We start from the raw sequence: 25,550 nt of genomic DNA, 5'->3' as shown, positions 1-25,550 counted from the left end.
CGGTCCTTCAGCTCAGGAAATCGGTGATGACGGCCACGCCCGGCGGGGTCGGCCCGTTGAAGGCGCGCAGCTCTTCCGAGGTGCCCGACAGCCCAATCTCGCGGGCGATCAGCGGGGACATGTCCACGCGCCCGGTTTCGATCAGGCTCAGCAGGCTCGGGTAGCGCCAGGAGGGCATACCCCGTGTGCCATAGACCGCGAGATTGCCCTGATAGATCGCCGACATGTTCACATCCATGCGCGCGGTGTGGCCCGTGGGCAGACCGACCTGCACATGACGGCCCAGCGGGCGCAGGCATTCCAGCGAGGCGTTCACCGTGTCCTGAATCCCCAGCGCCTCGATCGAGACATGGGCACCGCCGCCTGTGATCTCCTTGATCCGGACGGCCACATCGCCCTCGCGGGCATTCAGGGTTACCTCGGCCCCGTGCTGAGCCGCATGGGTCAGTTTCTCTTCGACCACATCCACTGCGATCACCCGCGCGCCGAGCGCGTTGGCGAGGATCACCGAGGACAAGCCAATGCCGCCCGTTCCGTGGACCGCGACCCATTCTGACCCTTGCAGGGCCGCGCGCCCGGTCAGCGCGTGCCAGGCGGTCGTGACGCGGCATCCGAGTCCCGCCGCCACCGTGGGCGAGAGCGTCTCGGGCAGCAGCGAGAGGTTATGATCGAAGGGCACCGCGACGTATTCCGCAAAGGCGCCCGGCTCCACAAAGCCCGGCAGGCGCTGGTTCGGACAGGTGTTCTGTGCGCCCGACTGGCAGGACAGGCATGTCCCGCAGGCCAGGATAAAGGGCGCCACGACCTTGTCCCCCACCTCGTGGGTGGCCCGCGGACCCGCCTCGATCACTTCACCGCAATACTCATGACCGCCGATCTGGCCCGGCAGCACCCGGGGATGCTCGCCCACCCAGCCATGCCAGTCCGAGCGGCACACACCGCAGGCCAACACCTTGAGCACGACCCCGTCCTCCGGGCAGGTCGGATCGGCCACGTCCTCGAGCACGAGATCTTCGTTATAGGCCCGCAGAACCGCCGCCCGCATCAGGCCATCTCCACCCGGTAGCTTTCGATCACCGTGTTCGCGAGCAGCTTCTCGCACATCTCGGTCACTTGCGCTTCGGTGGTGCCCTCGGCGAGATCGAGCTCGATCACCTTGCCCTGACGGACGCCCTCGACCCCGTCGAACCCCAGGGATCCCAGCGCGTGGCGCACGGCCTCACCCTGAGGGTCAAGCACGCCGGTTTTCAGCATCACATGGACGGTGGCTTTCACGGGCTGGCTCCTTCTTGAATGACACCGCCCGGTTAGCGCATTGGCCCGTTGGGCTCAACCCTTCTGGGGGCACGGCCATCCGGCCCCTGCCCCGTCCGCGCATGAAAAAGCCCGCTGCGGGACAGCCGGCCCTCGGGTCGGATCATGGCGCCAGGGACGCCGAGACGCGATCAGTTGATCAGGGTGGGCTTGGTCATGGGCGTGGCGTTCTTGGGCAGCACCCCGAGACGCTGGGCCACTTCCGTATAGGCATCGGCCAGATTGCCCAGATCGCGGCGGAAGACGTCCTTGTCGAGCTTCTGGCCCGTCTCGATATCCCACAACCGGCAGCTGTCCGGGCTGATCTCGTCGGCCACGATCAGACGCTGGTAATCGCCCTCGAAGACCCGGCCGACCTCGATCTTGAAATCGACCAGCTTGATCCCGACGCTCAGCATGCAGCCGGACATGAAGTCATTCACCCGCAGGGCGAGCGCCACCATGTCATCGAGGTCTTGCTGGGTCGCCCATTGGAACGCGATGATATGCTCTTCGCTGACGATCGGGTCGCCCAGATCGTCGTCCTTGTAGTAGAATTCCACGATGGGACGCGGCAGCGGCGTGCCTTCGGCGATCCCCAGACGCTTGGAGATCGAACCTGCGGCGACATTGCGCACCACCACTTCGAGCGGAATAATTTCCACGGATCGCACGAGTTGTTCGCGCATGTTCAGCCGCTTTAGGAAGTGAGTCGGCACCCCGATCCCGTTCAGACCGGTCATGAAAAACTCGCTCAGACGGTTGTTCAGCACACCTTTGCCGTCGATGGTCGCCTTCTTTTCCGCATTGAAGGCGGTCGCATCGTCTTTGAAGTATTGAACAATCGTGCCCGGCTCCGGACCTTCATAGAGAATCTTGGCCTTGCCTTCGTAGATCTTCTTGCGGCGTGCCATGAACTGTCTCCGGGATAGAAATCGGGGCCCGGTCGTCCAAGCGCTGCGACAGGGTGCGCCCGCTATAGGGCAAGCCTCCCCATGCTGCAAGGCACTGCAATCTCGCGCAAGGGTCTTGCAGCCGCATCAGCAGACCGCCATATCTTTTAAGGCAATGTTTTCAGCGCCAGAGGACCTGAGATGACCACATTCGACGACCGCGAGAACGCATTCGAGGCAAAATACGCCCATGATGCGGAGATGCAGTTCAAAGCCGATGCCCGGCGCAACAAGCTGCTCGGCCTCTGGGCGGCGGAGCTTCTGGGCAAGACCGGCGAGGACGCCACCGCCTATGCCCGCGAGGTGATCAAGTCGGATTTCGAGGAAGCCGGCCATGAGGATGTGTTCCGCAAGGTATCCGGCGATCTCGGCAGCAAGGCCGATGAGGCGACCATCCGCGCCAAGATGGCGGAATTGCTGGTCGAAGCACAGAACCAGGTGATGAACGAAGCCTGATGCGGTCCCGGGGCGACATCGCCCCTGACCCTTGATCCGGGATCTGACGAACGGCCCGCCGCCGCGCGGGCCGGGCCGGTGCAGATCGCGCAGAGCTTAACCGGATCCTAAACCCTCTCCTGCTAGCCCTTCGGGTCTGGAGGCGAGGGAAAAACATGTCCAGACAACCTGTATCGGGGGTGCGGCGGTGGGTGCCGGGCCCAACGCTCAGACACGGCCTGCCTGTCCTTCTGGGCGGGATATGCCTCTATCTGGTGTGGCTGCGCTGTGCGGCCGTGTCGCTTGCCGATCTGCGCATCGCGATTGCGGATTTGCCGGGCATGGCCTGGGTCACGGCCCTGCTTGCCACGCTGGGCAGTTTCTGGGCCGTGGGGCGCTATGACGTGGTGTTACATCGGCATCTGCGCACCGGTCAGGACCCGCAGGAAGCCGCCCATGCCGGGCGCGCGGCCATCGCCATCGGACAAACCATCGGATTCGGCCTGATCACCGGGGCGCTCGTGCGGTGGAAATGGTTTGAGCCGCGCATGTCACTGCTGCGCGCGGGGCAGTTGACGCTGACCGTGACGGTGCTGTTTCTGGCCTGTTGGGGGATCGTCACCCTCTGCGCGCTGGCCATCTCTCCCGTCTTGCCCGGTGCGCCCGGGCTGTGGGGCGCGGCAGCCGCATTGGCGCTGATCGCGTTGCTGGGGGTCAGCCTGTTTCAGCCGGGGATCCGCCGGCTTCCCCTGCGCTGGCCATCGATCCGGGCCATGCTGCGGCTGCTGAGCCTGACGGCGGTGGATACGCTCCTCGCGGCGATCGCACTCTGGGTACTTCTGCCCGAGGGGGCGGGGATCGGCTTTGTGGCCCTCCTGCCGGTCTATCTGCTGGCGCTCGGCGCGGCGCTTCTGTCCGGCACACCCGGCGGGGTCGGACCCTTCGAGGTCACACTGCTCGCCCTGCTGCCCGCCTCGGCGGAGGTCGATCTGCTCGCCGCCTGCATCACCTTTCGCCTCGTGTACTACGCCCTGCCCGCCAGTCTCGCCGGGGTCGCGCTGATCTGGCGCCATGCCACGCCGCTGGCCCCCGAACGGTTCCAGTTCGGCCCCTGCCCCGGACAGCATGCCGCCGCGCAGATCCCCCATGCGGAGGTCCAGCTGCATTCGCAGATCGACAAGACCCTGCTCTGGGTCCCCGAGACGCAAACGGGCTGGATGGTGGCACCGACGCCGCAAGCGCTCGTCGCGCTGTTCGATCCGCTCTGCGCCCGGGCCCGTCCCGAGGCCGCCCTTGACGCGCTCGAGGCTGAGGCCCACCGCGATGGCACGGTGCCGGTCCTCTATAAATGCGACGGTCGGCTGGCCAGCGCGGCCCGGGCCCGGGGATATACCGTGCGTGCCTTGGCGGAGGACGCGGTGATCGACCCGGCGCGGTTCGACCTGAACGCGCGCGGATGTCGGCAATTGCGGCGCAAACTGCGCAAGGTCGCGCAGTCGGATCTCGTCTTTGCCGAAGTGCAGGGCGCGCCCCCCTATGGGGAAATGGCTGCGCTTTCAGCGGATTGGGCCGCGCGCAATGGCGGTGAGCGGGGCTTTTCCATGAGCCGCTTCGAGGACGCGCCGCTCTCGGCGCAGCGGATCTTCACCGCACGCCGGGCGGGCACCCTTCTTGCCTTTGTCACCTTCAACACGACGCGCAAGGGCTGGGCGCTCGATCTGGTGCGCTCGGCCGCCGAGGTGCCGGACGGAACCACCCATCGCCTCGTGCTGGCCGCCATCGAGACGGCGCGCGCGGAAGGCTGCGAGCGGTTCTCGCTCGCCGCGGTCCCGCTCAATGCGCCCCCCAAGGCCCCGACGGAGCTGCTGGCACGGTGGGCGAGCGGCCTTCTCAAACGCGCCAATGCGCCCGGTCTGCGCCAGTTCAAATCCGCCTTCGCCCCCCGCTGGGAGACCCGCTATGTCGCCGCCCCCAGTGTCGCGGGACTGACACTGGCGATGTTCGATGTGGTCCGGCGGATCCGACCCGGTGCGGCGGTCCGCTGCGCCCGGGATGCCGCCGCTCCCGATGTCCCGGCCCCGGTGGGACTTGCGCGGAATTGAACACCATTATGAGAATTATGAAATTGCTTCATAACAAGGGACATGCGAGACACCGGCGTCCCGGGGGCTCCCCCGGTTGCCATCCTCCTCGTTCTGCCTGAAAGGCCCTGTGCCCATGACCACCGATCCGCTGTCCCGATTGATTGCCGAGCGCGGGGTGCTCCTGACCGATGGCGCGACGGGCACGACCCTGTTCAACATGGGCCTGTCCTCTGGCGATGCGCCCGAGCTGTGGAATGTGGACGCGCCCGAGAAGATCACCGCGCTCTATCAGGGGGCCGTGGATGCAGGCAGCGATCTGTTTCTCACCAACAGCTTTGGCGGCAATGCCGCGCGGCTGAAACTCCATGACGCCCAAAGCCGGGTGGCCGAGCTGAACCGGCGGGCCGCCGAGATCGCGCGCGCCGTGGCCGACAAGGCGGATCGAGAGGTGCTGGTCGCAGGCTCCATGGGCCCCACCGGCGAGATCATGGCGCCCATGGGCCCGCTCACCCACGAGCTTGCGGTCGAGATGTTCCATGAGCAGGCCGAGGGGCTGAAGGCCGGTGGCGCGGATATCCTCTGGGTCGAGACGATCTCGGCCCCCGAGGAATACAAGGCCGCCTCCGAAGCCGCCCTTCTGGCGGGCATGCCCTGGTGTGGCACCATGAGCTTCGACACGGCGGGCCGGACCATGATGGGCACGACCTCGGCGGCGATGGCCAAGATGGTCGAGACCCTGGATCACCCGCCCGTGGCCTATGGCGCCAATTGCGGCGTGGGGGCGTCGGATCTGCTGCGCACGGTGCTGGGGTTCAGCGCCGCGGGCAGCGAACGCCCCCTGATCGCCAAGGGCAATGCGGGCATTCCGAAATATGTCGATGGCCATATCCACTATGACGGCACGCCGGAGCTGATGGGCGAATACGCCAAGCTCGCGCGCGCCTCGGGGGCAACGGTCATCGGCGGCTGCTGTGGCACGACCTTCGAACATCTGCGCCATATGCGTGCCGCGCTCGACGAGAGCGGCCCCAACCTGCCGCGTCCTTCGCTCGACGAGATCGCCGAGACCCTGGGCGGTTTCTCATCGGCGGTGGACGGCACCGAGGAAGGCGCCCCCAAACGCCCCGAGCGGGCCCGCCGCCGGCGCCGCGCCTGATCACCTTGCCTTGATTGCGTCGTTGCGCGCGCGCGCGATGTCGCAATTCAAATAGCCTGCCCCGCCGGATCGGGACAGGATTTCTCATCACTTTCTGGCCACCGAGGATCCCATGGCAGACGAAGACGACGACATCATCCTCTCCGAGCTCAACGACGAAGACCTCGTGCTCCAGATGTTTGACGACCTCTATGATGGCCTCAAGGAGGAGATCGAAGAGGGTGTGAACATCCTGCTGGAGCGGGGTTGGGAACCTTACCGCGTGCTGACCGAGGCGCTCGTGGCGGGCATGACCATCGTGGGCAACGATTTCCGCGATGGGATCCTTTTCGTGCCCGAGGTTCTTCTGGCGGCCAATGCCATGAAGGGCGGGATGTCCATCCTCAAGCCGCTTCTGGCCGAGACCGGCGCGCCGCGCATGGGCAAGATGGTGATCGGCACGGTGAAGGGCGATATCCACGATATCGGCAAGAACCTCGTGTCGATGATGATGGAAGGGGCTGGTTTCGAAGTGGTCGATCTGGGCATCAACAACCCGGTCGAGAACTATCTCGAAGCGGCCGAGCGCGAGGAGGCCGATATCGTCGGCATGTCCGCCCTGCTCACCACCACCATGCCCTATATGAAGGTCGTGATCGACGCGATGGTCGAGAAGGGCATCCGCGACGAGTATATCGTGCTCGTGGGCGGTGCGCCCCTGAACGAAGAGTTCGGCAAGGCGATCGGCGCGGATGCCTATTGCCGGGATGCCGCGGTCGCCGTGGAAACCGCCAAGGAGTTCATCGCGCGCAAGCATAACCAGCTTGCGGCGAGCTGAGCCCTTCTTTCCGGGCTGCGCCATCGCCATATCAAAGGGGACAGAACGGACAGGAGGTCCCAATGCCCCTTGATAAATTCGTGCTCCTCATCGTGGTGGTCATGGCCGCAGCAGGGGCCACGATCTTTGTGGCCAGTCTAGGGCTTGCGACGGTCGCAGCCCCCGGGCTCGGTCTCGCCAGCCTTATCCCCATCGGCCTGATCGCATTCGTGATCTGGCGGGTGATCGCCCAGCGGCTCGGCAATGCGGAGGATGACAAATATGATCACCTCGAAAAGTGAGATCCTCGTGGTCACCACCGATGGCCTGCCCGGACGCGAGATCGAGGCGGCCCTGGGTCTCGTGCGTGGCTCCACCGTACGGGCCAAACATATCGGGTCGGACATCGTGGCTGGCCTGCGCAATCTCGTCGGCGGCGAGGTCAAGGAATATGCGAGCCTTTTGGCTGGCGCGCGCGAGCAGGCCTATGACCGGATGATCGAACAGGCCTACGAGCTGGGCGCCGATGCCATCGTCGCCACCCGGATGGAAACCTCGACCATCCAGCAGGCCGCCTCCGAGGTCGTGTTCTACGGCACGGCGGTGCGCCTGAAATGATCCCCGATGACGCGACCCTGACCGAACACGGGATCGCGCCTGCGGGCCCGGGTCAGGTGTTGCTCATCGCCTGTGGCGCGCTGGCCCATGAGATCCTCGCGCTCAAGCGCGCCAATGGCTGGGATCACATGACGCTGAGCTGCCTGCCCGCCAAGCTTCACCTCCATCCCGAGCGGATCCCCGACGCGGTGGAGGATGCGGTCACCGCTGCCCGGGGCGCCTATGACCGGATCTTCGTGGTCTATGCCGATTGCGGCACGGGCGGGCTGTTGCAGGCGCGCTGCGCGCAGCTCGGGGTCGAGATGGTCGCGGGCCCCCATTGCTACAGCTTCTTCGAGGGCAATGACCGCTTCGCCGCTCTGACAGATCAGGACTTCACCGCCTTCTTCCTCACCGATTTCCTCGTGCGCCAGTTCGATGCGTTTGTCTGGCGTCCCATGGGGCTCGACCGGCACCCGGAACTGCGCGACATGTATTTCGGGAACTACACCAAGCTGGTCTATCAGGCCCAGACCGAGGACCCGGCCCTCACCGCCAAAGCCCGCGCCTGCGCCGCGCGGCTCGACCTGCCCTTCGAGCGGCGCTTCACCGGCTATGGCGATCTCGCGCCCGCCCTGGCCCGTGCCTGAGCGCAGCCGCACTTAAGTCCGGAAATATCCCCGCCGGAGGCCTAGATTCCCGCCGATCCGCAGGATCAGGCGGCTTGCGCCTCGGCGGCCAGCTTGCGGATCCGCTCGACCATGGCGCGCACCCCGTTGGAGCGCTGCGCCGAAAGGTGATCATGCAGGCCCAGCCGGGCCAGCTCGGCCGGCGCGTCCACGGCCAGCACCTCGCCCACGGGCAACCCGGAATACAGCGCATGGAGCACCGCGATCAGCCCCCGCACGATCATCGCATCACTCTCGCCCTGAAAGTCGAACACGGCGCCGGACCCGGCCCCCTCGATCTGCGGCAGGAGCCAGACTTGGCTCGCACAGCCATCCACCTTGGTCGCGGGCACCCGAAACGCCTCATCCAGCGGGGGCATCGCCTTGCCCATGTCGATCACATGGCGATAGCGATCTTCCCAATCCTCGAGAAACTCGAAGGTTTCGGCGATGTCTTCAAAAGCTTCGGTGGCCATGGAATCCTCGTCAGTCGCGTGTGGTCTTCACCTAGGAGCCCGCGCTCAGCCCGTCCAGCGAAAATGCCCCGGTTCCGGCAGGGGGACAGGGTTTTCAACGCGCTGTCGATCCGATAGGCAGAGAGGATCGGATCAAGGGAAGGACACTCCACGTGCGGTCGATTGTTTTGTTGGGGGGCATGGCGCTTGCGCTGTCCGGGTGTGCCGAGCTGTTTTCCAACGAGCCCGAGATCGAGCGGCTGGAGCCCGCGCCCGAAGTCTTTGTCGTCGACCAGCGCCAATCCGTGCGCACCGTGACCTCGGTGCGCCGCGACCGCCTGCCCGGCGGGATCGTGGTGACGGCGGTGGGACGGCCGGATGTGCAGGGCTACTGGGATGCCGAGCTTGTGCCCCTGACCGAGGATGGCCCGGTCAATGGCGAGCTGAGCTTTGAATTCCGCGTGGCCGAGCCGGTCCTGCCGACCCCGCCCGGCAGCGAGCGCTCGCGCGAGATCGTGGCCGCCCGCTTCATCAGCGATATCCAGCTGCAGGGTGTAAACCGGGTCGTGGTGAACGCCAATTCGAACTCGCGCAGCGTCCGCCCCTGAGCCAGCCCCGCGCAGACGCCCTCCGCCCCTGAGACCCGCCGCGCGGGATCACCCCGACCCCTCTGAAACGCAAAACGCCCCGGTCCGACCGGGGCGCTGCAGGATCGTTTTTCGGTCGAGGCTCAGAGGCGCGACGCGACGTTTTCCCAGTTCACCAGGCTGTCGAGGAAGTTCGACAGGTAGGCCGGACGCTTGTTGCGGAAGTCGATATAGTAGGAATGCTCCCACACATCGCAGCCCAGCAGCGCGGTCTGACCAAAGCAGAGCGGGTTCACGCCATTCTCGGTCTTGGTCACGGCCAGCGAGCCGTCGGCATTCTTCACGAGCCAAGCCCAGCCGGAACCGAACTGGCCCGCGCCCGCAGCGGAGAACTGCGACTTGAACTCATCGACCGAGCCAAAGCTCTCGGTGATCGCCTTTTCCAGCTCGCCGGGCATGCCCGCATCGCCCGGGCCCATCATTTCCCAGAACTGGTTGTGGTTCCACAACTGGCTGATGTTGTTGAAGATCCCGTTCTGCGCCACGGCGTCCTTGGCATAGGTGCCGGTGATGATCTCTTCGAGGGTCTTGCCCTCCCACTCGGTGCCGGCGATCAGCTTGTTGCCGTTATCCACATAGGCCTTGTGGTGCAGGTCATGGTGGTATTCGAGCGTCTCAGCGGACATGCCTTTGGACGCGAGCGCGTCATGAGCATAGGGAAGATCGGGAAGTTCAAAAGCCATGGCGGCCCCTCTCGCACGTTGGGTCAGTGTAGGAGGTATAAGAGGCCTTCGCTCCGCAAGGTCAAGGGCTCGAAGCGGATCGAGGGGGGATTTACGCCCCCCGCCCCGTCCCGTCTCTGTCCCTGTCCGGGCTGCCTCGCGCGGTTACTCCGCAAAGAGCCGCAGCGCTCCTCCCGGTGCGGCCGAGACCGCCAGCAGATCCTCGACATATTGCGCAACCGAGCGAAAGCAGATCAGCCGCACCCGGTCCGGTGCCGGCATCCAGAGGGCCGTGGCCACCTGGGCGAGCCGTGTGCGGCGCATCTCGCCCATCCCGAACCGCTCGGGCGCCATGGGGGCCGGGGTGAGCTTGGCCAGGCATTCGCGCGCCCCGGGCCCCGAGACCTCGTAGACCCGGCGCGCATCCGAGACATCGACACAGGTGGCAAAGGCATCCCCGAAGCCCTCCGTCAGCGCCGTGACCCGCGCCCCAACCTCGGCGCGCGGACAAAAGAGCATCGCCTCATCCGGCGACATCCAGGCAAGGGCAAGCTCGGCGGCCTGAGTGATCTGGCGCGGTGCCGGGGCGGCGAGCCCAAGAGCATGCTCGAAGACGGCGGTGGTCTCCGCCGCGCCCAGATCCGCGCGGATGGTGATCATCCCCAGCCCGGTGACCTCGGCGATCTGCGGTGCGTATGGCTCAGACATTCTGCTTCTCCCCCGCCTTGTCATAAAAGACCGGATCGACGATCCGTGCCTTGACCTGCCGCTGCCCAAGCAGCCCGACCTCGACAATCTCGCCCATCCGGTCCGGCCCGTGCAGGACCAGCCCCATGGCGATGCCCCGTTTCAGGGTGGGCGAGCGATAGGTCGAGGTGATCCGCCCGATCGTCACCCGCTGGCCATTGGCGTTGTCCCCCTCGCCCAACACATAGGCCCCGTCCGGCAGCACCGAGGCATCGAGCGTCTCGAGCCCCACGAGCTTCCACCGGTTCGGATCGGCCATGTGACTGCGGCTCTGGGCGCGCTTGCCGAGGAAGTCGTCCTTCTTTTTCGAGATCGCCCAGTCGAGGCCCAGATCCTGCGGGATCACGGTGCCATCGGTCTCGTCCCCGATGATGATGAAGCCCTTCTCGGCGCGCAGCACATGCAGCGCCTCGGTCCCGTAGGGTGTCATGCCCATGGGCGCGCCGATGTCGAGGATCTTGTCCCAGAGCGTCCGGCCCTGATCGGCGGGCACGGCAATTTCGTAGCTGAGCTCCCCCGAGAAGCTGATCCGGTAGACCCGCACCGGATGCCCGGCCAGGGTGCCATCGGCCCAACTCATGAAGGGCAGCGTCTCGGCCGAGACATCCATGCCGCCGAGCGCCGTCAGGACTTGCCGTGCTTGCGGGCCGACAACGGCGATCTGGGCGAATTGCTCGGTCAGATTGACCACATGGACCCTGAGGCCCCACCACTCGGTCTGCAGCCATTCCTCCATGTGCTGGTGGATATGATCGGCCCCGCCCGTGGTGGTGTGGCAGAGGAAGCTCTGGTCGTCTAACCGGGCCACGACGCCGTCATCCATCAGGAAGCCGTTATCGTTGCACATCAGCCCGTAGCGGCAGCGCCCGGGTTTCAGGCTGCTCATCATATTGGTGTATAGCCGGTCGAGAAAGACCCCGGCATCGGGCCCGCGCACCAGCAGCTTGCCCAGCGTCGAGGCGTCGAGCAGCCCGACCCCGTTGCGCGTGGCCAACACCTCACGGGCGACGGCGTCTTGCGTGGTTTCACTGGGCTGGAGATAGCAATAGGGCCGCCGCCACTGGCCCACAGGCTCCCACTCCGCGCCGTTGGCATCGTGCCAGGCATGCATGGGTGTGCGGCGCAGGGGCTGGAACAGCTCGGCCCGCGCCTCGCCCGCGATCGCCCCCATGGAGAGCGGGGTATAGGGCGGGCGGAAGGTCGTGGTGCCGACTTGCGGGATCTCGGCATCGAGCGCCCCGGCGAGCACGGCGAGGCCGTTGATATTGCTGAGCTTGCCCTGATCCGTGGCCATGCCGAGCGTGGTGTAGCGTTTGGTATGTTCAACGCTTTCGAAACCTTCGCGGGCGGCGAGTTGCACATCCGAGACCTTCACATCGTTCTGGTAGTCGAGCCACATCTTGCCGCGTTTCTCGATGCTCGCCCCCTGGGGCATGAGCCAGACCGGGGCGATGGCCTGTTCCTTGGGGGCGCTGACCTCGGGCACCGGGTGCGGGCGCGCGGAGGACATGTCCTCCGCGCCGACGCGCCGGGCGGCCAGAGCGCCGGCCTCGGTGGCGTCGGTCAGGACTGCGGCCAGATGGCTGATGCCCGACGCCGCCCCTGCAGGGAGCACGAAAGGCAGACCATCGGCGCCCGTGGGCGCCTTGGCCGGGTCGGGCTTGAAGCAGAGCCGCTCCGTGTCCCAGGTGAGCTTGCCGCCGCAATGGGACCAGAGATGCACCACCGGCGACCAGCCACCGGACATGGCCACGCAGTCGCAGGGGATGGTGTCGAGCGCTGCGCCCTCGCCCGCCTGCAAGCAGGTCGTCACCCCGGTGACCCGGGCCTTTCCTAGCGTCGCGGCGATCCCGGTGCCGCAATGGATCGCAACCCCGCGGGCGCGCACGGCCTCCGGCAAGGGGCCCGTCGCGGTCTCGCGCGCGTCGAGCACAGCCGGCACCGAGAGCCCGGCATCGAGCAGGGTCAGCGCCGTGCGGTACGCGTCGTCATTATTGGTGACGATCACCGTGCGGTCCCCGGGGCTCACCCCCTGATTGACGGCGTAGTCGCGCACAGCCGAGGCCAGCATGACACCGGGCAAGTCATTGCCTGCAAAGGACAAGGGCCGCTCGATCGCACCGGTTGCGGTGATGATCTGCCGGGCCCGGATCCGCCAGAGCCGGTGGCGCGGGGCCTCCGGATCCGGGGCGTGATCGGTGATCCGCTCATAGGCCAGCACGTAGCCGTGATCGTAGACCCCGGCCCCCATGCAGCGATTGCGCAGGGTGACATTCGGGGCCTGACGCAGGGTCTCCAGCGCCTTGGCGACCCAGGCCTCGGGCGTCTCGCCCGCCAGCGTTCCGCCATCCACGGGCGCGCGCCCGCCCCAATGGGCATTCTGTTCGATCAGCGTCACCTGCGCCCCGGTAGCAGCGGCGTTGAGCGCGGCCTGCAGCCCCGCGACCCCGCCGCCGATGATCAGGATATCCGTGTGCCAGTAGAGATGTTCATAGCGATCCGCGTCGCGCTCTGTCGGGGCGGGACCGAGGCCTGCGGACTTGCGGATCACCGGTTCGAAGAGATGTTTCCAGAGGGGCCGGGGGTGGATGAAGGTCTTGTAGTAGAACCCGGCGGGCAGGTAGCGCGACAGCTTGCTGTTGATCGCGCCCACATCGAATTCAAGGCTGGGCCAATGGTTCTGGCTGCGGGCCTCCAGCCCGGCGAAAAGCTCGGTCGTGGTTGCGCGCTGATTGGGCTCAAGCGAAGCGCTTTTTCCCAATGTCATCAGGGCGTTGGGCTCTTCAGCTCCGGAGGCGACGACGCCGCGGGGGCGGTGGTATTTGAACGAGCGCCCCATGAGCATCTGGCCGGCCCCGAGCAGGGCGGAGGCCAGCGTGTCACCGGCATAGCCGCGCAGGCGCTTGCCGTTGAAGGAAAATTCCAGCGGGGTGCTGCGGTCGATCAGGCGACCGCCCTTGGCGAGACGGGTGCTCATGATGCGGATCCTGCGCCGGTTGGGAGGGGCGGGTTTTGAGTATTTTTGGAACAATGAAGACGGGGAGTGGTCACGAATTCGGGCTCCAGTCGGGGCGGCGGGCGCGGATGGCGTCGAGGATTTCCTGTGGTGGTTCAAAGACTTGCGCGGAATAGGTGCCGAACACCTCGAGGGTCACGGTGCAGCGGGCCGCGTGGAACCACTTGCCGCAGCCATAGGCGTGACGCCAGCGTTCGAAATGCACGCCCTTGGGGTTCTTGCGGTGAAAGAGATAGGCCTCCACCGCGGCGTCATCAGCCTCGGGTCCGGCGCGGGAGATATGCGCCTGCCCGCCCGGGGAAAGCTCGGTTTCCTCGACAGTCAGGCCGCAATTGGGGCAGGTCAGAAGGAGCATGGAACCTCCGGAAAACGGGTCGGACAGGGCGTCGGCACAGTGTCGGCCCCCTGTCGGACAAGTGTCGGGCAAGTGTCGGGCACCGGCGCGCGCTGGGGTAAGGGTCTGTTCACGGTCGGCGGCGGGCTCAGGCGGGGCATGGCGCGTCCTTTCGGGCGGAAGGCGGCAGGGCGAGGCAGGCGGCAAGGCGGCCCGGATGGCGCGCCGGCCTGGGCCCGTTCGGGTCGCAGACACAGGGCGCTGCCCTCTCGGCGCGGCTGTCCTGCCAGATGCGCGCGCCGGAGGCGCGGATGCGGGATGCCATAGCGTCGAACTCCTCGGCGGCACTGCCGAAAGCGAAATGGGGCGCGTCGCGGCATGGGACGGCCGCAGAATCGCGGGAGCGGCGGAGCCAGCGCGTGCCTGCGCTGAAACAGGTCCCGCCCGGCCAGAGACGATCTCGCTGCAGGTCCAGCCGATCGCGGGAAAGCGCGACCGCGTCGTCGCGCCCTGCCCTGGCCAGCATGATATGGGCCCCCTCCCGAAGGCTCATGACATCGCCTCGATCGCCAGATCGCCAAAACCCCATTGCAGGGTCGCCACGGACAGGAGCGCGGTGTTGCCGGAGTTGATCGCTTCGGCCTTGCGGCGCAGCCGGGTGAAGGCGGATTCCTCATCGAGAAAATCGAGCGTGTAGCCCTCATTCGGCAGGTCTTCGGGACGGGTGCCCGAGGCGATGGCCTCGAAGCGCAATCCGTATTCATGGAGCATGGCCTCGACCGCGCGCTGGCGGGTCAGCTCAATCTGGGTCAGGCGGTCGGTGAAAAAGAGGATGGCGGCGGCAACGCCGAGCGCGCCGAAGCGCTGGAAGATCTCGGGGTGCCCGGAGGCGAGGCTGATCGTAGTGCCAAGGATATAGAGCGCGAGGCCGATCACGGCGACGGCGCGTGGCAGGCGCGTGCGCAGATGGGCGATCATGGCCGCCCCCCTGCGTGCTGGCGGGGTCTGGCGGCGAGCGGCGCATCCCCGAAGGAATGCGCCGCCTGTGATGGTGCGTGTGACGGTCGGTTACTGCGGTGCGACGGGCGATTGTCCCGGCATGTCGGGCGCAATCGGGGCATCCGGCACAGCGGCGGGCGCAGGCGTGCCATCGGGTCCGATGGCCGGGCCCGGCTCGCTGCCTGCGAAGAAGAGGATGCTGAAGATGAGCAGCAAGACGATGCCCAGCACCCAGAATATGGCCTTGCTGCCGCCGCCGGGCGCGCGCCCGACCGCGTGACGTGCAGATGTGGTTCGGTTTTCGTAGTCTGACATGAACTGTCCTCCACTATGAGGGGACAGATCTGGGGGACCCGGCGCGCCCAGACAACCGAGGTGGCAAAGGCCGCCCGGTTTGAGCCAATGCTCGCGGAATGGGCGGATAGGGATCGGCCATGCTTCGCCAATGGCGCGACATTTGCGGGCACCGCCGGGATGTTTCGCGCAAGTCGGTGGCGCGATGCATGGCCCGCAGCGCGCCGGGCCCTGCCAGACAGGCCACCACGCGACGCTGGCTGGTCAGCCTGCGCCCGCCGCAAAGGGCGCGGGATCAGAGGCCGGGTCGCGATCACGATGCCTCCGCGCCCAGCAGCGCCAGCGCCTTGCCATACTTGATCTTGAGGCGTGCCTGCATGTCGGGCGGGAGCTTTTCCATCCGGGATGGCGCGGAGTTGTCGGTGATATCCGCGATCTTCACCCGACGCGCCAAGGGGTTCCTGGCGACCCGGGCGATGTAATCCTCGAGCGGTTCATTGGCGCGCTTTGTCAGGGCCATGACGGCGTCGGCAATCTCGGGCGGGAAGTCGGACCGGATGTCTGCCTCGGTCAGGTCCGTATCCTCCACCGTATCATGGAGGAGCGCCACGGCGCGGGCCGCGTCACCCTCAACCATCGCCGCGACCCGCACCAGATGGGTGGCGTAGACCTCGCCGGATTTGTCCACATGGCCCTCATGGGCGCGAAAGGCGGTTGCGAAGGCGTTGCCGAGAAGATCGCTCATCAATGTGCCACCCCTGCTGCGACGCTCTCGTCGATGAAGCGGCCCTCGGCGAAGCGGTTGAGGCCGAACTCGGCGGCGAGGGGTCCGGGCTCTCCGTGCGCGATCATCTCGGCGGTGGCCCAGCCGGAGCCGGGGATCGCCTTGAACCCGCCAGTGCCCCAGCCGCAATTGATGAAGCACCCGCCGAGCGGCGTTTTCGAGATGATCGGGGAGCGGTCGCCGGTCATGTCCACGATCCCGCCCCATTGGCGCAGCATTTTCAGCCGCGAGAGCATGGGGAAGGTTTCGATCAGGGCGCGGACGGTTTCCTCGATATGCTGGAAGGAGCCGCGCTGGGTGTAGTTGTTATACCCGTCCGCGCCGCCGCCGATCACCATCTCGCCCTTGTCGGACTGGCTCATATAGCCGTGGACGGTGTTGGCCATGACGACCACATCCATGCAGGGTTTGATCGGCTCGGAGACGAGCGCCTGCAGGGCGACGGATTCCACCGGCAGGCGGAAGCCGCCCATCTCGGCCAGCACGCCGGAATGGCCCGCCACGACGATGCCGAGCTTGGAACAGCCGATCTCGCCGCGCGAGGTTTCGACCCCGGTGACCCGCCCGCCCTCGGAGCGGATGGCGGTGACCTCGGTCTGTTGCAGGATATGCATGCCCATATCCGAGCAGGCCCGGGCATAGCCCCAGGCCACCGCGTCATGGCGCGCCGTGCCGCCCCGGGGCTGCCAGAGGGCCCCCAGCACCGGGTAGCGCGGGCCGGTGATGTCGATGATCGGGCAGAGCTTTTTCACCCGCTCGGGGCCGACGAACTCGGTGGCGACCCCTTGCAGTTCGTTGGCCTGGGCGGTGCGCAGGTAGCCGCGGACCTCGTGATGGGTCTGGGCGAGCATGAGCACGCCGCGGGGGGAGAACATGACGTTGTAGTTGAGGTCCTGGGAGAGGGTCTCGTAGAGGCTGCGGGCCTTTTCGTAGATCGCGGCCGAGGGGTCCTGCAGGTAGTTCGAGCGGATGATGGTGGTGTTCCGGCCCGTGTTCCCGCCCCCGAGCCAGCCCTTCTCGATCACGGCGACATTGGTGATGCCGTGGTTTTTGCCCAGATGGTAGGCGGTGGCCAGCCCGTGCCCCCCTGCCCCGACGATCACCGCGTCATAGCGCGCGCGCGGCTCGGGAGAGGCCCAGGCGCGCTCCCACCCCTGGTGATACCGGGCGGCTTCGCGGGCGATGGCAAAGGCGGAATAGCGTTTCATGCGGGCTCCTTGGTCGTGCCATTAGTGGCAAGTGTTGCCCGGTTTGCCAAAACCAAATCCGCCGTATTGCGTCGGTTTGCGACATCGCTGCGGGTCCGGTCGGGATTGGGGTCGCGCTGCGGGGGGTCGGGCGGGGGTCGCGGGACCGACCGGTTGGCGGCAATCCGGCTCGCTAGCGCGCCGGATGACGGAGCGGGGGCGCCGATGTGGAAGCGCTTTTCTCTTTGTCCTTGGCGGAGATGGCGCTGGCCGACGATTTTATCCGCTCTGCGGGGACCACCGCGCCGGGACCTGTGAGGGTGCTGAAACTGGGACGTCTCGCGGGGGCGTCAGCGCAGAGCTCGGCGCAGGAGCGTCCCCAGTGTTCCATCGCGGTTCAGCGTCACGACCGGGCAACGCCCTTGATTGCTCTGTCGCGTTTACCGGGCTTCGGACGGTCGGGATGTACCGTCCATTGGCCCCGACCGGGGTTCAGGGCTTTCGTTTGGCGGGCCCTCGGGATAAGGGGCGGTATGAGCGATCTGATCTTCGATGATTTGGCGGCGTTTCGGGCCGTGCTGCCCAAGGGGCGGCCCCTTCTGGGGCTCGATCTCGGGACGGTCACGATTGGCGTGGCGCTGTCGGACCGGCTGTGGTCCGTGGCGACCCCGGTCGAGACGATCAAGCGCAAGAAATTCGGGCTCGATGCGGACAAGCTTGAGGCCATCATCGCCGACCGCGAGGTGGGCGGCCTCGTGCTCGGCCTGCCGCGCAACATGGATGGCACCGAGGGCCCGCGCGCCCAGTCCACCCGCGCCTTCGCCCGCAATTTCGCGGCGCGCTGCGCCCTGCCCATCGGGTTCTGGGACGAGCGGCTGTCCACCGTGGCCGCCGAGCGCGCCCTGCTGGAGGCGGACACCTCGCGGGCCAAGCGCGCGGATGTGATCGACCACGTGGCCGCGAGCTTTATCTTGCAAGGGGTGCTCGACCGGTTCGGGCACATGACCAATGAGGACGCCCATGAGTGACGAGGTCTGGAAACGCGCCGAGATCGAAAGCCCCTGTGTGAAGATCTGCGTCATTCATCCCGAGAGCCGCCTGTGCACGGGCTGTCTGCGCACGATCGACGAGATCGGGGGCTGGTCACGGATGAGCCGTGCGGAACGGCGCGCCATCATGGACACGCTCGAAGACCGCCGCCCCCAGCTCGCCAAGCGCCGCGGCGGACGCGCGGCCCGTCTGGCACCAAAGCTCTAGCCCCCGCCCATGTGAGCGCGCGCGCCCGGACAATCCGGGCCAGGGCCCGGGATTGTGCCTGCGTCACCGCGCCAGAGTGCCCGTCCCTGCGACAGATCGCGAAATCTGATCGATCTCAACATCTTGGCGGAGGCGCCGTGCTAGGCTTGGGGGACGACTCGCGCCTTCGTCGCGCCCCTGCAACGCCTCACGCCCGAAAGGACGCCCGAGGCCATCCAGCTTCCTCCGCAGCGCAGCCCTGTGCTGTTTCCTCAGCTCACTCGCCGCCTACAGTAGCAGCTGGGGATCAGGCTTCACCTCCTTCGAGGACCTTCCGGAGAATGGCAGCGTCGAGATCGACGGACAGGAGGTTACCGCGCGGTTCCTTACAGCCGATGGCGATGACTTTTCATTCGAGATCACTGAAGTTTCGGGCACACAGCCAAGCAAGCTGACCGTGACCACCGAGGACGGAGAGATCGTTGAACTGGGATTGGCCGTGATCGATGGGAATGCCGTCTTCATTCCGTTTGACCCATCCGAGTTTGTGCAGCCTCGACCCGACATCATCCAAGCATTCCGTGCCCTCGAAGGAGATGAACTGCAGGGTGCCTTGGCGCTCGTCATCGAAGCCGATCGGCCCTTTGAGCACCAGGCATTCGGAGTTTGGGGTGTTGGTGTATTCGACGATGCGGGTGCCTTCAGCGCCGGATCCTTTGGCGCCAAAACGCGAGCAGCCAGGCTGCCCTCTGGTTTAACAGCACGGTACGCCGATCGCACCCTCAGTTTCGTGGTTCTTGCCAATGGCAGTTTGCTCTCGCTGGAGTCAGACCTTGGACTGGAAACCGATTTCTCGACGGTAACCCTCGAAAGCTCCGGCACCCGCGATTATACAGGCGAGCCCAGTATCCCCTCCGAGCCAAGGGCGCAGTATGACTTTTCCGGAACCGGGACCGTGTCGGGGTCGGGGTTTACAGCGGATGTGGCCGGCGACGTGTTGTCGGGTCAGGCCAGCGCGTTCCACGGCCCGAACGCAGAGGAGATTGGCGGCACCTATCGGCTGACCGGACCGACCGGGTCGACCTTAATCGGGGCATTCGGCGCGCTTGGCGACGGGCCCTGATCGGCGAGACCGCGTCGAGATGTTTGACGGCAGTCCGGATGGGGTCGTGACATCTCTGTTTCCCGGGGTTTTGCGCCCGCATTTTTTCTTCGCCGTTTGGAAAAGGCGGTGCTGCGACAATTCGCAAAACCTCCGCAATATCAATTGCGGCAGCGGATCGTTAAACTACGCGTGGGGTAAATGCGGACTGGCCAAATGCGGCAATGAGCTGAGTCGGGGCCGCGGTACAAGGTGTTAGAGATAGAGAAATGGTTCAGGAAATAACGCGAATTGCAGCACTCTGCGCCTTGGGCGTCTCTTTGTCTGCCTGCGGTGGTGGCGGCGGCGGTGGCGGGAGCCCTGCCACGCCCTTCACGTCGATCTCCGACCTGCCCGAGACCGGCACGGTGGAGGCACAAGGGATCGCAACCACCGCAACCATCCGATTGAACCCCAACACAGGGGATTTCGCGATGTCCAACATCTCGGGCACCGAGGCCAGCACCCTGCGGTTGCGGCGCGAAAACGGCGAGGTGGTCGGGCTTGTCCTGACAGCACCCGAATCGAGTGCCGCCATCGATGTGCGGGACGGCGGCGACATCACCCGCAGTGGCGCGGTGGTCTTTTTTGACTCCGATGCCCGGCTCGAGGACGCCATTCTCGTGCTCGAAACCGGACAGGCATTCGAGCATCAGACCCTGGGCGTTTGGCTGTCTAGCCCCGAGTTGAACATCGGCACGATCGGGGCCGGTGCCTATGGCGCGCAGACACCGGCAGCCGGGATTCCTCGCAATCAAACAGCGACTTACGCAGGCGAATCCCTGGGCCGTGCCGTTGACGCCGATGGTCTTTTGTACCTGACGACCTCAGGGATCGAGATCCGGACGGACTTCCAGACGACCTCCCTCTCCAGCACGGGCACGATCGGCTTCGAAGACGGATCCGGAGCGCTGAACGACCTGCCGGAGTTTGATTTCAGTGGCGGCGGGCCCGTCACCGGATCGGGGTTCACCGCCGTGGTGTCCGGTCCGGCGACCCTCGGCGTGGCGGATGGCCGCTTTCATGGGCCGAACGCCGAGGAAGTCGGCGGAACCTACAGCCTGACTGGCGCGAATGGCGTCAGCCATATCGGTGCCTTCGGCGCGAATTGACCGGATCGCGCCGCCGCCCGGTGACCGGCGTTTGCCTTTGGCGCGCGCAAGTCGCCACCCTGCTGCGGCGACCGGGAGGAGCCTTGTGATCGCGCGTCTTTTGCGCCCTGTAGACACGCGTTTCTTCGTCTGTCGGGATCTCTTCCCGAGTGGCATGGCTGCCTACTCATAAAAATGACCTCGAAAAGGATCCATCCAGATTGACAATTAAGCCGGTTGAAACACCCCCGCCTGCAAACTGGTAAAACTGAAGTCGATTGGTTTCAAAAAATGGACAGGCCTTTGAACGCTGCAGGTGAGCAGACCAAATGACCAAATGGACCAGGGCGGACAGAGAACCGGCACGGCCCCTCTTGTCGCGACCGGGGGCAAGCGCCGCCCCTGCGACACGGCCCGGGAAGGCTGCTTTACCCAGAGTTGTCCGGGCCGCACGGAGCGGGATATGGGCCTTGCTCCGCCCCCGAACCTGGCCTTCGGCTGGCGCAGCAGACGGATCCCGACACGGGCAGGACCGGCTTGGACCAGACTACCCGCGTGGGCGTCTAAACGGGCATCAGCCTCCGGGTGCGGGATGTCAGCCCGCGGTGGCGCAGCCGTGAGGGGTTGGCAGCCCCCTCCCCCGGCCACGCAAGCTGGGCTCCGCGGATGGCGGGTCTCGATCTGGCGGCGCCTGCGGGCCGCTCTGCGCGGAACCGGGCCCGCCGCGATGCTAATCCTCCTGCTATGCGGAATCGCCCCGATGCAACTGGCGGCCCAGTCGCCGCAGACCAGCCCCTCCCAAGCCACGGCCCACACGATGGAGGCCCAGTTTCTGCGCGGTCTCGCGGCGCTCAATGCCGGGCGTCCGAGCGAGGCGATCCCGATCTTTCTGTCCCTGCTCGCGGCGGATCCGGGCCTCGTGCGGGTCCGGCTGGAACTGGCGCGCGCCTATTACGACGCCGAGTTGTGGAGCCGCGCCAGACAGGAATTCTTCACGGTGCTCTCCGGGGACCTGCCCGAGATCGTCCGGTTTCGGGTCCTGTCCTTCATCCGCGCAATCGATGCGCGGCGGGGCTTTGACTGGGATCTCTCCATCGCCTTGACTACGGTCGGAGAGACGCGGAATTTCGACACCGATGTGGTTGATGCGACACTGGGTTTCGGTGTGATCCCGGTGACCCTCGACCGCGACACCGAAAGCGATCTGGGCCTGCGGGTCACCGGATCGATGGCCTATCGGCAGGCGCTGGACAGCACGCTGATCCCCGGGACCGAAACCGTGGCCTTCGTTGGGGGCAATCTCGACCTCAAGGACGGACCCGCGGCGCGGTTCGATGACACGATCCTTGGTGTCGATGCCGGGCTGAGGTTTCTTGGGGCGCAGACATCGGTTGCCCTTAGCGCCTTCGGGAGCACCCGCTATTTTGCCCATGAGAAGGTCGAGGATCGCTATGGTGCGCGGCTCGTCTTCGAGCGGCGCAGCCTACTGGGCGGATCGGTCTTCGGCTCGGCTTCGCTGGCGCAGCTCGAAAGCGCGCGCTCCGCCGATCTCAGCGGGATGGTCCTGACGAGCGAGCTCGGTTTTCGCCGCGCGCTTGGCGGGCGCGCCAGCATCGGGGCCGCCATCCGCTACGAGGACAATCGCGTCAGGAACAACAACGGCGATTACGCGGACAGCCAGATCCGCCTCTTCGGCAGTCTGGACGCGGATTTCGGCCTCACCCTGAGCCCGACGCTCTATGCCCGGGTCCGCAATTTCCACAATCAGGCGCCGGGCTTCCTGCAGGATCGCGACGAGCGGGCGATCGGGGTCGTGTTGACCGTGCAGAAGAGCGATATCTTCTTCGGTGACGGGTTTTCGCCGTTCGCGCGGGTCAGCTATGAGCGCGGGACATCGGATATCGACGCGTTCAGCTATACCGAGACGGAGTTTCTGCTGGGACTGGAGCGACGCTTCTAGCGCGAAGCCGCCCTAGGGATCCGCTAACCAGGCTTCGGCCCCGCCGGGCAGATCCGGGCGGAAATAGGCGATGGCGCGGCCCGCCGGGTCCGCCTGCGCCCCGTCTTGCCAGGGGGCGACACCATGCAGGGTCAGCCGGTGCAGCAGGATCGCAGAGCCCGGCGGCGCGTGCACCGGCACGCGCCTGCAGCGCGCAAAGACCTCGCGGCGGGCCGCTGCGTAGACCTCAGTCACATCGCGGGTCCGCCACTCTGCCGGAGGCAGGGTGGCCATGGCGCGCCGCAGCGCGGGGCGCAACACATGGTGGCTCCCCTCCCAGACCACCAGCGGGCTGGCGCCGGGATCAGCCTCGGTCAAGGGATAGCCGAGCACGAAAGCCGCCGGTTCCGCGGAGAAGCGCCGCCGCTCCGGCCCCACGGGCAAGAGCCCGTCCAGATGGGCCGCGTCCCGGCGCAGGCGGAACCCATGCGCGGCCTCGCTCTCTGCCGGGTCGCGCCCGGGATAGCCCGGATAGGTCACCGAGATCTGGGCCCGATCGAGCGGCAGCGCCCCCGCGAGGCGCTGCGCGACGTCCAGCGCCCGCCCGGCAAGGGGCGGCCCGTCACCCAGCCGCCCCGCCCCGTCATTGGGCAGAAGGTTCACCCCGGCAAACCAGGTCCCGCCATGGCGCAACCACGCCGCGCGCAGCGCCGGATCCGCGGCGAGGGACAGAGCCCGGGGCCGGATATGCGCCAACCAGTCGGCGACCGCCGGCTCCGGCGGAAACACCTGCCACCCGCGGGCGGCCAAGACCGCCCCATCCCTATCCTCGTCTGCCATCCCCGCTCCTGCCTTCGCGGTTGCGCGGGACCCTTCCCGCCTCTAACACGGGCCCATGTCCGCAGAGCCCCCAGAAGCGCCGATCCCCGTCTCGCTGTTTTGGTATCAGACCGATATCCCACCGCAAGTGCAGCGCTGCATCGCCAGTTGGGACGCCTATCCGGGACTGGCCGCGCGCCCATATACACTGGCAGAGGCGCGCACCTTTCTCGATCAGGAAAGCGGGCCGGAAACACGGCAACATTTCGAGAGCTGCGCCACCTTCGCCATGGCCTCGGATGTTTTGCGGATGCATCTGCTCCGGGTCCATGGCGGGCTTTACATGGATGCCAACTGGGCGCAGATCGCGCCAGTGCGACCGATGCTCGACGCGGTGCGAGCCAAGGGACAAACCGGGTTGATCGCGGATATCACTGCCCTGAGCGCGACGTTCAACGATCCGTTCACCGATGCCGCGCTCGAGATGGGCTGCGAGATGCTGCTGAACGGCTTCATCTACATGGCCACGCCGGACGACCCCTTCCTCACGATCTGCGCCGAGATAAACGGCCGCAATATCGCGGCGCGACAGTGTGAACAGATCGCCTTCGCCGCCGGCAGCGGGGTGATGAGCATGGTCCTCATGCTGCGGAATTTCGACAGCCGGGCCGCCTATCTCGACGCGCTGGCCGCCCTCGGGCGACACCGGTACTTCGACAAGGACATCCGGTCTTCGCTGGAGGCCGTGGCCGAGGCCACCGAGGCCCATGATCACACAGAGCTTCGGGCGCGGTTTGCGCGGATTGCCACCACGCCCGGGCCGGAGCTGAAGGCCTATATCTCGCGCGATGGGCTCGGTCAGACCCACAAGGACCATTGGACCCGGCACAAGGGCAGTTTCTATCGCAACTAGCCGGCCTTGCGATGCGGGTCCGCGATCTGGGCAAGGGCCGCGTCGAGCACCTCGAGCCCTGCGCCGCTGCGATGCCCCTGCTCGGACAGGATCCGTCGCCAGCCCCGCGCCCCGGGACGCCCGGCAAACGCGCCGAGCATGTGCCGGGTGACCTGCGCAAGCTTCCCCCCCGCCGCCAGATGGGCGGCGATATAGGGGCGCATGGCCGCGACGGCCGCCTCGGCGCTGACATCCGGGCCCGGGCGCCCAAAGATCCGACGATCAGCCCCGCCGAGGATCCGCGCCGGTTCGTGATAGGCCGCCCGCCCGATCATCACCCCGTCCAGCCCATCGGCCAGATGCGCCTCGGCCTGATCCAGATCGGTGACCCCGCCATTGATCGACAGGTGCATCCCGGGAAACGCCGCCTTCATGGCATGAACGAGCGGGTAGTTCAGGGGCGGAATATCGCGGTTCTCCTTGGGACTGAGCCCCTGCAGCCAGGCCTTGCGCGCATGGATCGTAACCCGCGACACACCCGCGGCCGAGATCCGCGTCAGGAAGTCCGGCAGCACGGTCTCGGGATCCTGATCATCCACGCCGATCCGGCATTTCACCGTGATCTCGGGCCCGTCGCTGGCCGCGATCATCGCCGCCACACACTCGGCCACCAGCGCCGGACGCTCCATCAGGATTGCGCCAAAGCAGCCCGACTGCACACGGTCCGACGGGCAGCCCACATTGAGGTTGATCTCCGCATAGCCGAACCCGCATGCGATCCGCACCGCCTCGGCCAGCTCGGCCGGATCCGAGCCGCCCAGCTGCAGGGCCAGAGGATGCTCGGCGGCGGTATACTCCAGCAGATGCGTCGCATCCCCCCGCACCAGTGCAGGCGCGGTCACCATCTCGGTATAGAGCAGCACCTCGCGCGAGAACTGCCGGTGAAACATCCGGCAGTGGCGGTCGGTCCAGTCCATCATGGGGGCGCAAGACATACGCCAAGGTACGATATTCTGCGATTTTCTTTCCATTGCTGCCGTTTAGCGCAGAGCGGACGATCGCGCCAGAGCATCATTCCAGTCCGTTTCCGGCTCATCTGCACCTGTTTTTGGTCAAATTACAACAAATGTTGCGCCTGAATCGCGATGTTGTAGCGCGGCCCACCCCTCTCTGTTCTTCTATCGGTGTTAAGTTCGAATCCGTGTGCGCTCGATTGCCACTTTTCGCTGCGCCACTCGTGCACTCACAAAATGCGGGCAAAGTGCAAACTCGCTGCGGACTGCACGAAGATCACGTTCAGATAGGCATCTATTTCGGCCTCCACC

28 protein-coding genes are annotated in these 25,550 nt (G+C 66.3%); 14 read left to right on the top strand and 14 right to left on the bottom strand.

All coding sequences use genetic code 11. The features are described 5' to 3' along the window. Window positions 1–7 precede the first annotated feature (7 nt). The 3 genes from ACP150_RS17150 to purC form a co-directional block, all read right to left on the bottom strand. The gene (locus ACP150_RS17150; RefSeq protein WP_424967900.1) at window positions 8–1,045 is read right to left on the bottom strand and encodes a zinc-dependent alcohol dehydrogenase family protein; all 1,038 of its coding nucleotides are present in this window, start codon (window positions 1,043–1,045) and stop codon (window positions 8–10) included. After that, the gene (gene purS / locus ACP150_RS17145) at window positions 1,045–1,275 is read right to left on the bottom strand and encodes a phosphoribosylformylglycinamidine synthase subunit PurS (RefSeq protein ID WP_424967899.1); all 231 of its coding nucleotides are present in this window, start codon (window positions 1,273–1,275) and stop codon (window positions 1,045–1,047) included. Before purS ends, ACP150_RS17150 begins: the two co-directional genes overlap by 1 nt. A gap of 170 nt (window positions 1,276–1,445) precedes the next feature. After that, window positions 1,446–2,207: a phosphoribosylaminoimidazolesuccinocarboxamide synthase gene (purC, locus tag ACP150_RS17140; protein WP_424967898.1), complete on the bottom strand. Its 762-nt coding sequence runs from the start codon at window positions 2,205–2,207 to the stop codon at window positions 1,446–1,448. A gap of 180 nt (window positions 2,208–2,387) precedes the next feature. Between purC and ACP150_RS17135 the strand changes: the two genes are divergently transcribed. The 7 genes from ACP150_RS17135 to ACP150_RS17105 all read left to right on the top strand — a co-directional run bounded on the left by ACP150_RS17135 (window position 2,388) and on the right by ACP150_RS17105 (window position 7,964). Then, window positions 2,388–2,702, top strand: a complete 315-nt coding sequence (locus ACP150_RS17135; RefSeq protein WP_424967897.1) for a DUF1476 domain-containing protein — start codon at window positions 2,388–2,390, stop codon at window positions 2,700–2,702. 155 nt (window positions 2,703–2,857) lie between these two features. Then, window positions 2,858–4,783: a phosphatidylglycerol lysyltransferase domain-containing protein gene (locus ACP150_RS17130; RefSeq protein WP_424967896.1), complete on the top strand. Its 1,926-nt coding sequence runs from the start codon at window positions 2,858–2,860 to the stop codon at window positions 4,781–4,783. 115 nt (window positions 4,784–4,898) lie between these two features. Further along, window positions 4,899–5,921, top strand: coding sequence for a betaine--homocysteine S-methyltransferase (gene bmt, locus ACP150_RS17125; protein ID WP_424967895.1), 1,023 nt, complete (start codon window positions 4,899–4,901; stop codon window positions 5,919–5,921). A 112-nt stretch (window positions 5,922–6,033) separates the two neighbouring features. Next, a complete protein-coding gene (locus ACP150_RS17120) occupies window positions 6,034–6,738 on the top strand; it encodes a corrinoid protein (protein WP_424967894.1) in 705 nt (234 codons plus the stop codon). Window positions 6,739–6,800: 62 nt separating this feature from the next. Beyond that, window positions 6,801–7,019, top strand: coding sequence for a hypothetical protein (locus ACP150_RS17115; RefSeq protein WP_424967893.1), 219 nt, complete (start codon window positions 6,801–6,803; stop codon window positions 7,017–7,019). Continuing rightward, a complete protein-coding gene (locus ACP150_RS17110; protein WP_424967892.1) occupies window positions 7,000–7,335 on the top strand; it encodes a YbjQ family protein in 336 nt (111 codons plus the stop codon). Before ACP150_RS17115 ends, ACP150_RS17110 begins: the two co-directional genes overlap by 20 nt. Next, window positions 7,332–7,964, top strand: a complete 633-nt coding sequence (locus ACP150_RS17105) for a DUF1638 domain-containing protein (protein ID WP_424967891.1) — start codon at window positions 7,332–7,334, stop codon at window positions 7,962–7,964. The genes ACP150_RS17110 and ACP150_RS17105 overlap by 4 nt, the downstream gene beginning before the upstream one ends. Before the next feature lie 65 nt (window positions 7,965–8,029). On the opposite strand, the gene ACP150_RS17100 is transcribed toward ACP150_RS17105, so the two are convergent. Further along, on the bottom strand, window positions 8,030–8,458 hold the full coding sequence (locus tag ACP150_RS17100) for a SufE family protein (RefSeq protein WP_424967890.1): 429 nt from the start codon (window positions 8,456–8,458) through the stop codon (window positions 8,030–8,032). A gap of 152 nt (window positions 8,459–8,610) precedes the next feature. Between ACP150_RS17100 and ACP150_RS17095 the strand changes: the two genes are divergently transcribed. Further along, window positions 8,611–9,045 (top strand): hypothetical protein, encoded by a 435-nt coding sequence (locus ACP150_RS17095; RefSeq protein ID WP_424967889.1) that lies wholly within the window; start codon window positions 8,611–8,613, stop codon window positions 9,043–9,045. 122 nt (window positions 9,046–9,167) lie between these two features. On the opposite strand, the gene ACP150_RS17090 is transcribed toward ACP150_RS17095, so the two are convergent. The 8 genes from ACP150_RS17090 to ACP150_RS17055 all read right to left on the bottom strand — a co-directional run bounded on the left by ACP150_RS17090 (window position 9,168) and on the right by ACP150_RS17055 (window position 17,128). Further along, window positions 9,168–9,767, bottom strand: a complete 600-nt coding sequence (locus ACP150_RS17090; RefSeq protein ID WP_424967888.1) for a superoxide dismutase — start codon at window positions 9,765–9,767, stop codon at window positions 9,168–9,170. Between the two features lie 144 nt (window positions 9,768–9,911). Next, a complete protein-coding gene (locus ACP150_RS17085) occupies window positions 9,912–10,454 on the bottom strand; it encodes a sarcosine oxidase subunit gamma (RefSeq protein WP_424967887.1) in 543 nt (180 codons plus the stop codon). Further along, complete coding sequence (locus ACP150_RS17080; RefSeq protein ID WP_424967885.1) at window positions 10,447–13,470, bottom strand: sarcosine oxidase subunit alpha family protein; 3,024 nt, start codon at window positions 13,468–13,470, stop codon at window positions 10,447–10,449. Before ACP150_RS17080 ends, ACP150_RS17085 begins: the two co-directional genes overlap by 8 nt. A 70-nt stretch (window positions 13,471–13,540) precedes the next feature. Further along, window positions 13,541–13,864: a sarcosine oxidase subunit delta gene (locus tag ACP150_RS17075; protein WP_424967884.1), complete on the bottom strand. Its 324-nt coding sequence runs from the start codon at window positions 13,862–13,864 to the stop codon at window positions 13,541–13,543. A 528-nt stretch (window positions 13,865–14,392) separates the two neighbouring features. After that, window positions 14,393–14,821, bottom strand: a complete 429-nt coding sequence (locus ACP150_RS17070; RefSeq protein ID WP_424967883.1) for a hypothetical protein — start codon at window positions 14,819–14,821, stop codon at window positions 14,393–14,395. A gap of 90 nt (window positions 14,822–14,911) precedes the next feature. Further along, window positions 14,912–15,157 carry a hypothetical protein gene (locus ACP150_RS17065; protein ID WP_424967882.1) on the bottom strand — a complete coding sequence of 82 codons (246 nt, stop codon included), beginning with the start codon at window positions 15,155–15,157 and terminating at the stop codon, window positions 14,912–14,914. 292 nt (window positions 15,158–15,449) lie between these two features. Then, window positions 15,450–15,881, bottom strand: a complete 432-nt coding sequence (locus tag ACP150_RS17060) for an HD domain-containing protein (protein WP_424967881.1) — start codon at window positions 15,879–15,881, stop codon at window positions 15,450–15,452. Next, entirely contained in the window at window positions 15,881–17,128 is a 1,248-nt protein-coding gene (locus tag ACP150_RS17055) for a sarcosine oxidase subunit beta family protein (RefSeq protein WP_424967880.1), read from the bottom strand. The genes ACP150_RS17060 and ACP150_RS17055 overlap by 1 nt, the downstream gene beginning before the upstream one ends. Window positions 17,129–17,649: 521 nt before the next feature. Between ACP150_RS17055 and ruvX the strand changes: the two genes are divergently transcribed. The 5 genes from ruvX to ACP150_RS17030 all read left to right on the top strand — a co-directional run bounded on the left by ruvX (window position 17,650) and on the right by ACP150_RS17030 (window position 22,535). Then, window positions 17,650–18,135 carry a Holliday junction resolvase RuvX gene (gene ruvX, locus ACP150_RS17050; protein WP_424967917.1) on the top strand — a complete coding sequence of 162 codons (486 nt, stop codon included), beginning with the start codon at window positions 17,650–17,652 and terminating at the stop codon, window positions 18,133–18,135. Next, window positions 18,128–18,364, top strand: coding sequence for a DUF1289 domain-containing protein (locus ACP150_RS17045; RefSeq protein ID WP_424967879.1), 237 nt, complete (start codon window positions 18,128–18,130; stop codon window positions 18,362–18,364). Before ruvX ends, ACP150_RS17045 begins: the two co-directional genes overlap by 8 nt. Before the next feature lie 436 nt (window positions 18,365–18,800). Further along, on the top strand, window positions 18,801–19,466 hold the full coding sequence (locus tag ACP150_RS17040) for a hypothetical protein (RefSeq protein WP_424967878.1): 666 nt from the start codon (window positions 18,801–18,803) through the stop codon (window positions 19,464–19,466). 287 nt (window positions 19,467–19,753) lie between these two features. Beyond that, window positions 19,754–20,596, top strand: coding sequence for a transferrin-binding protein-like solute binding protein (locus tag ACP150_RS17035; RefSeq protein WP_424967877.1), 843 nt, complete (start codon window positions 19,754–19,756; stop codon window positions 20,594–20,596). Window positions 20,597–21,335: 739 nt separating this feature from the next. Next, complete coding sequence (locus ACP150_RS17030) at window positions 21,336–22,535, top strand: tetratricopeptide repeat protein (protein ID WP_424967876.1); 1,200 nt, start codon at window positions 21,336–21,338, stop codon at window positions 22,533–22,535. A gap of 12 nt (window positions 22,536–22,547) precedes the next feature. Here ACP150_RS17030 and ACP150_RS17025 read toward each other — a convergent pair whose 3' ends face one another. Further along, window positions 22,548–23,354, bottom strand: coding sequence for a hypothetical protein (locus tag ACP150_RS17025; protein ID WP_424967875.1), 807 nt, complete (start codon window positions 23,352–23,354; stop codon window positions 22,548–22,550). Between the two features lie 55 nt (window positions 23,355–23,409). On the opposite strand from ACP150_RS17025, the gene ACP150_RS17020 reads away from it, so the two are divergent. Continuing rightward, window positions 23,410–24,246 (top strand): glycosyltransferase, encoded by an 837-nt coding sequence (locus tag ACP150_RS17020; RefSeq protein ID WP_424967874.1) that lies wholly within the window; start codon window positions 23,410–23,412, stop codon window positions 24,244–24,246. Here ACP150_RS17020 and dusA read toward each other — a convergent pair. Further along, window positions 24,243–25,256 carry a tRNA dihydrouridine(20/20a) synthase DusA gene (dusA, locus tag ACP150_RS17015; RefSeq protein ID WP_424967873.1) on the bottom strand — a complete coding sequence of 338 codons (1,014 nt, stop codon included), beginning with the start codon at window positions 25,254–25,256 and terminating at the stop codon, window positions 24,243–24,245. The genes ACP150_RS17020 and dusA overlap by 4 nt on opposite strands. Between the last annotated feature and the right edge of the window lie 294 nt (window positions 25,257–25,550).

Source organism: Dinoroseobacter sp. S375 (assembly GCF_049800775.1).
GTDB lineage: Bacteria > Pseudomonadota > Alphaproteobacteria > Rhodobacterales > Rhodobacteraceae > Dinoroseobacter.
The sequence above is the reverse complement of the archived record's forward strand: the minus strand, read 5'-3'. Positions and strand labels throughout refer to the sequence as shown.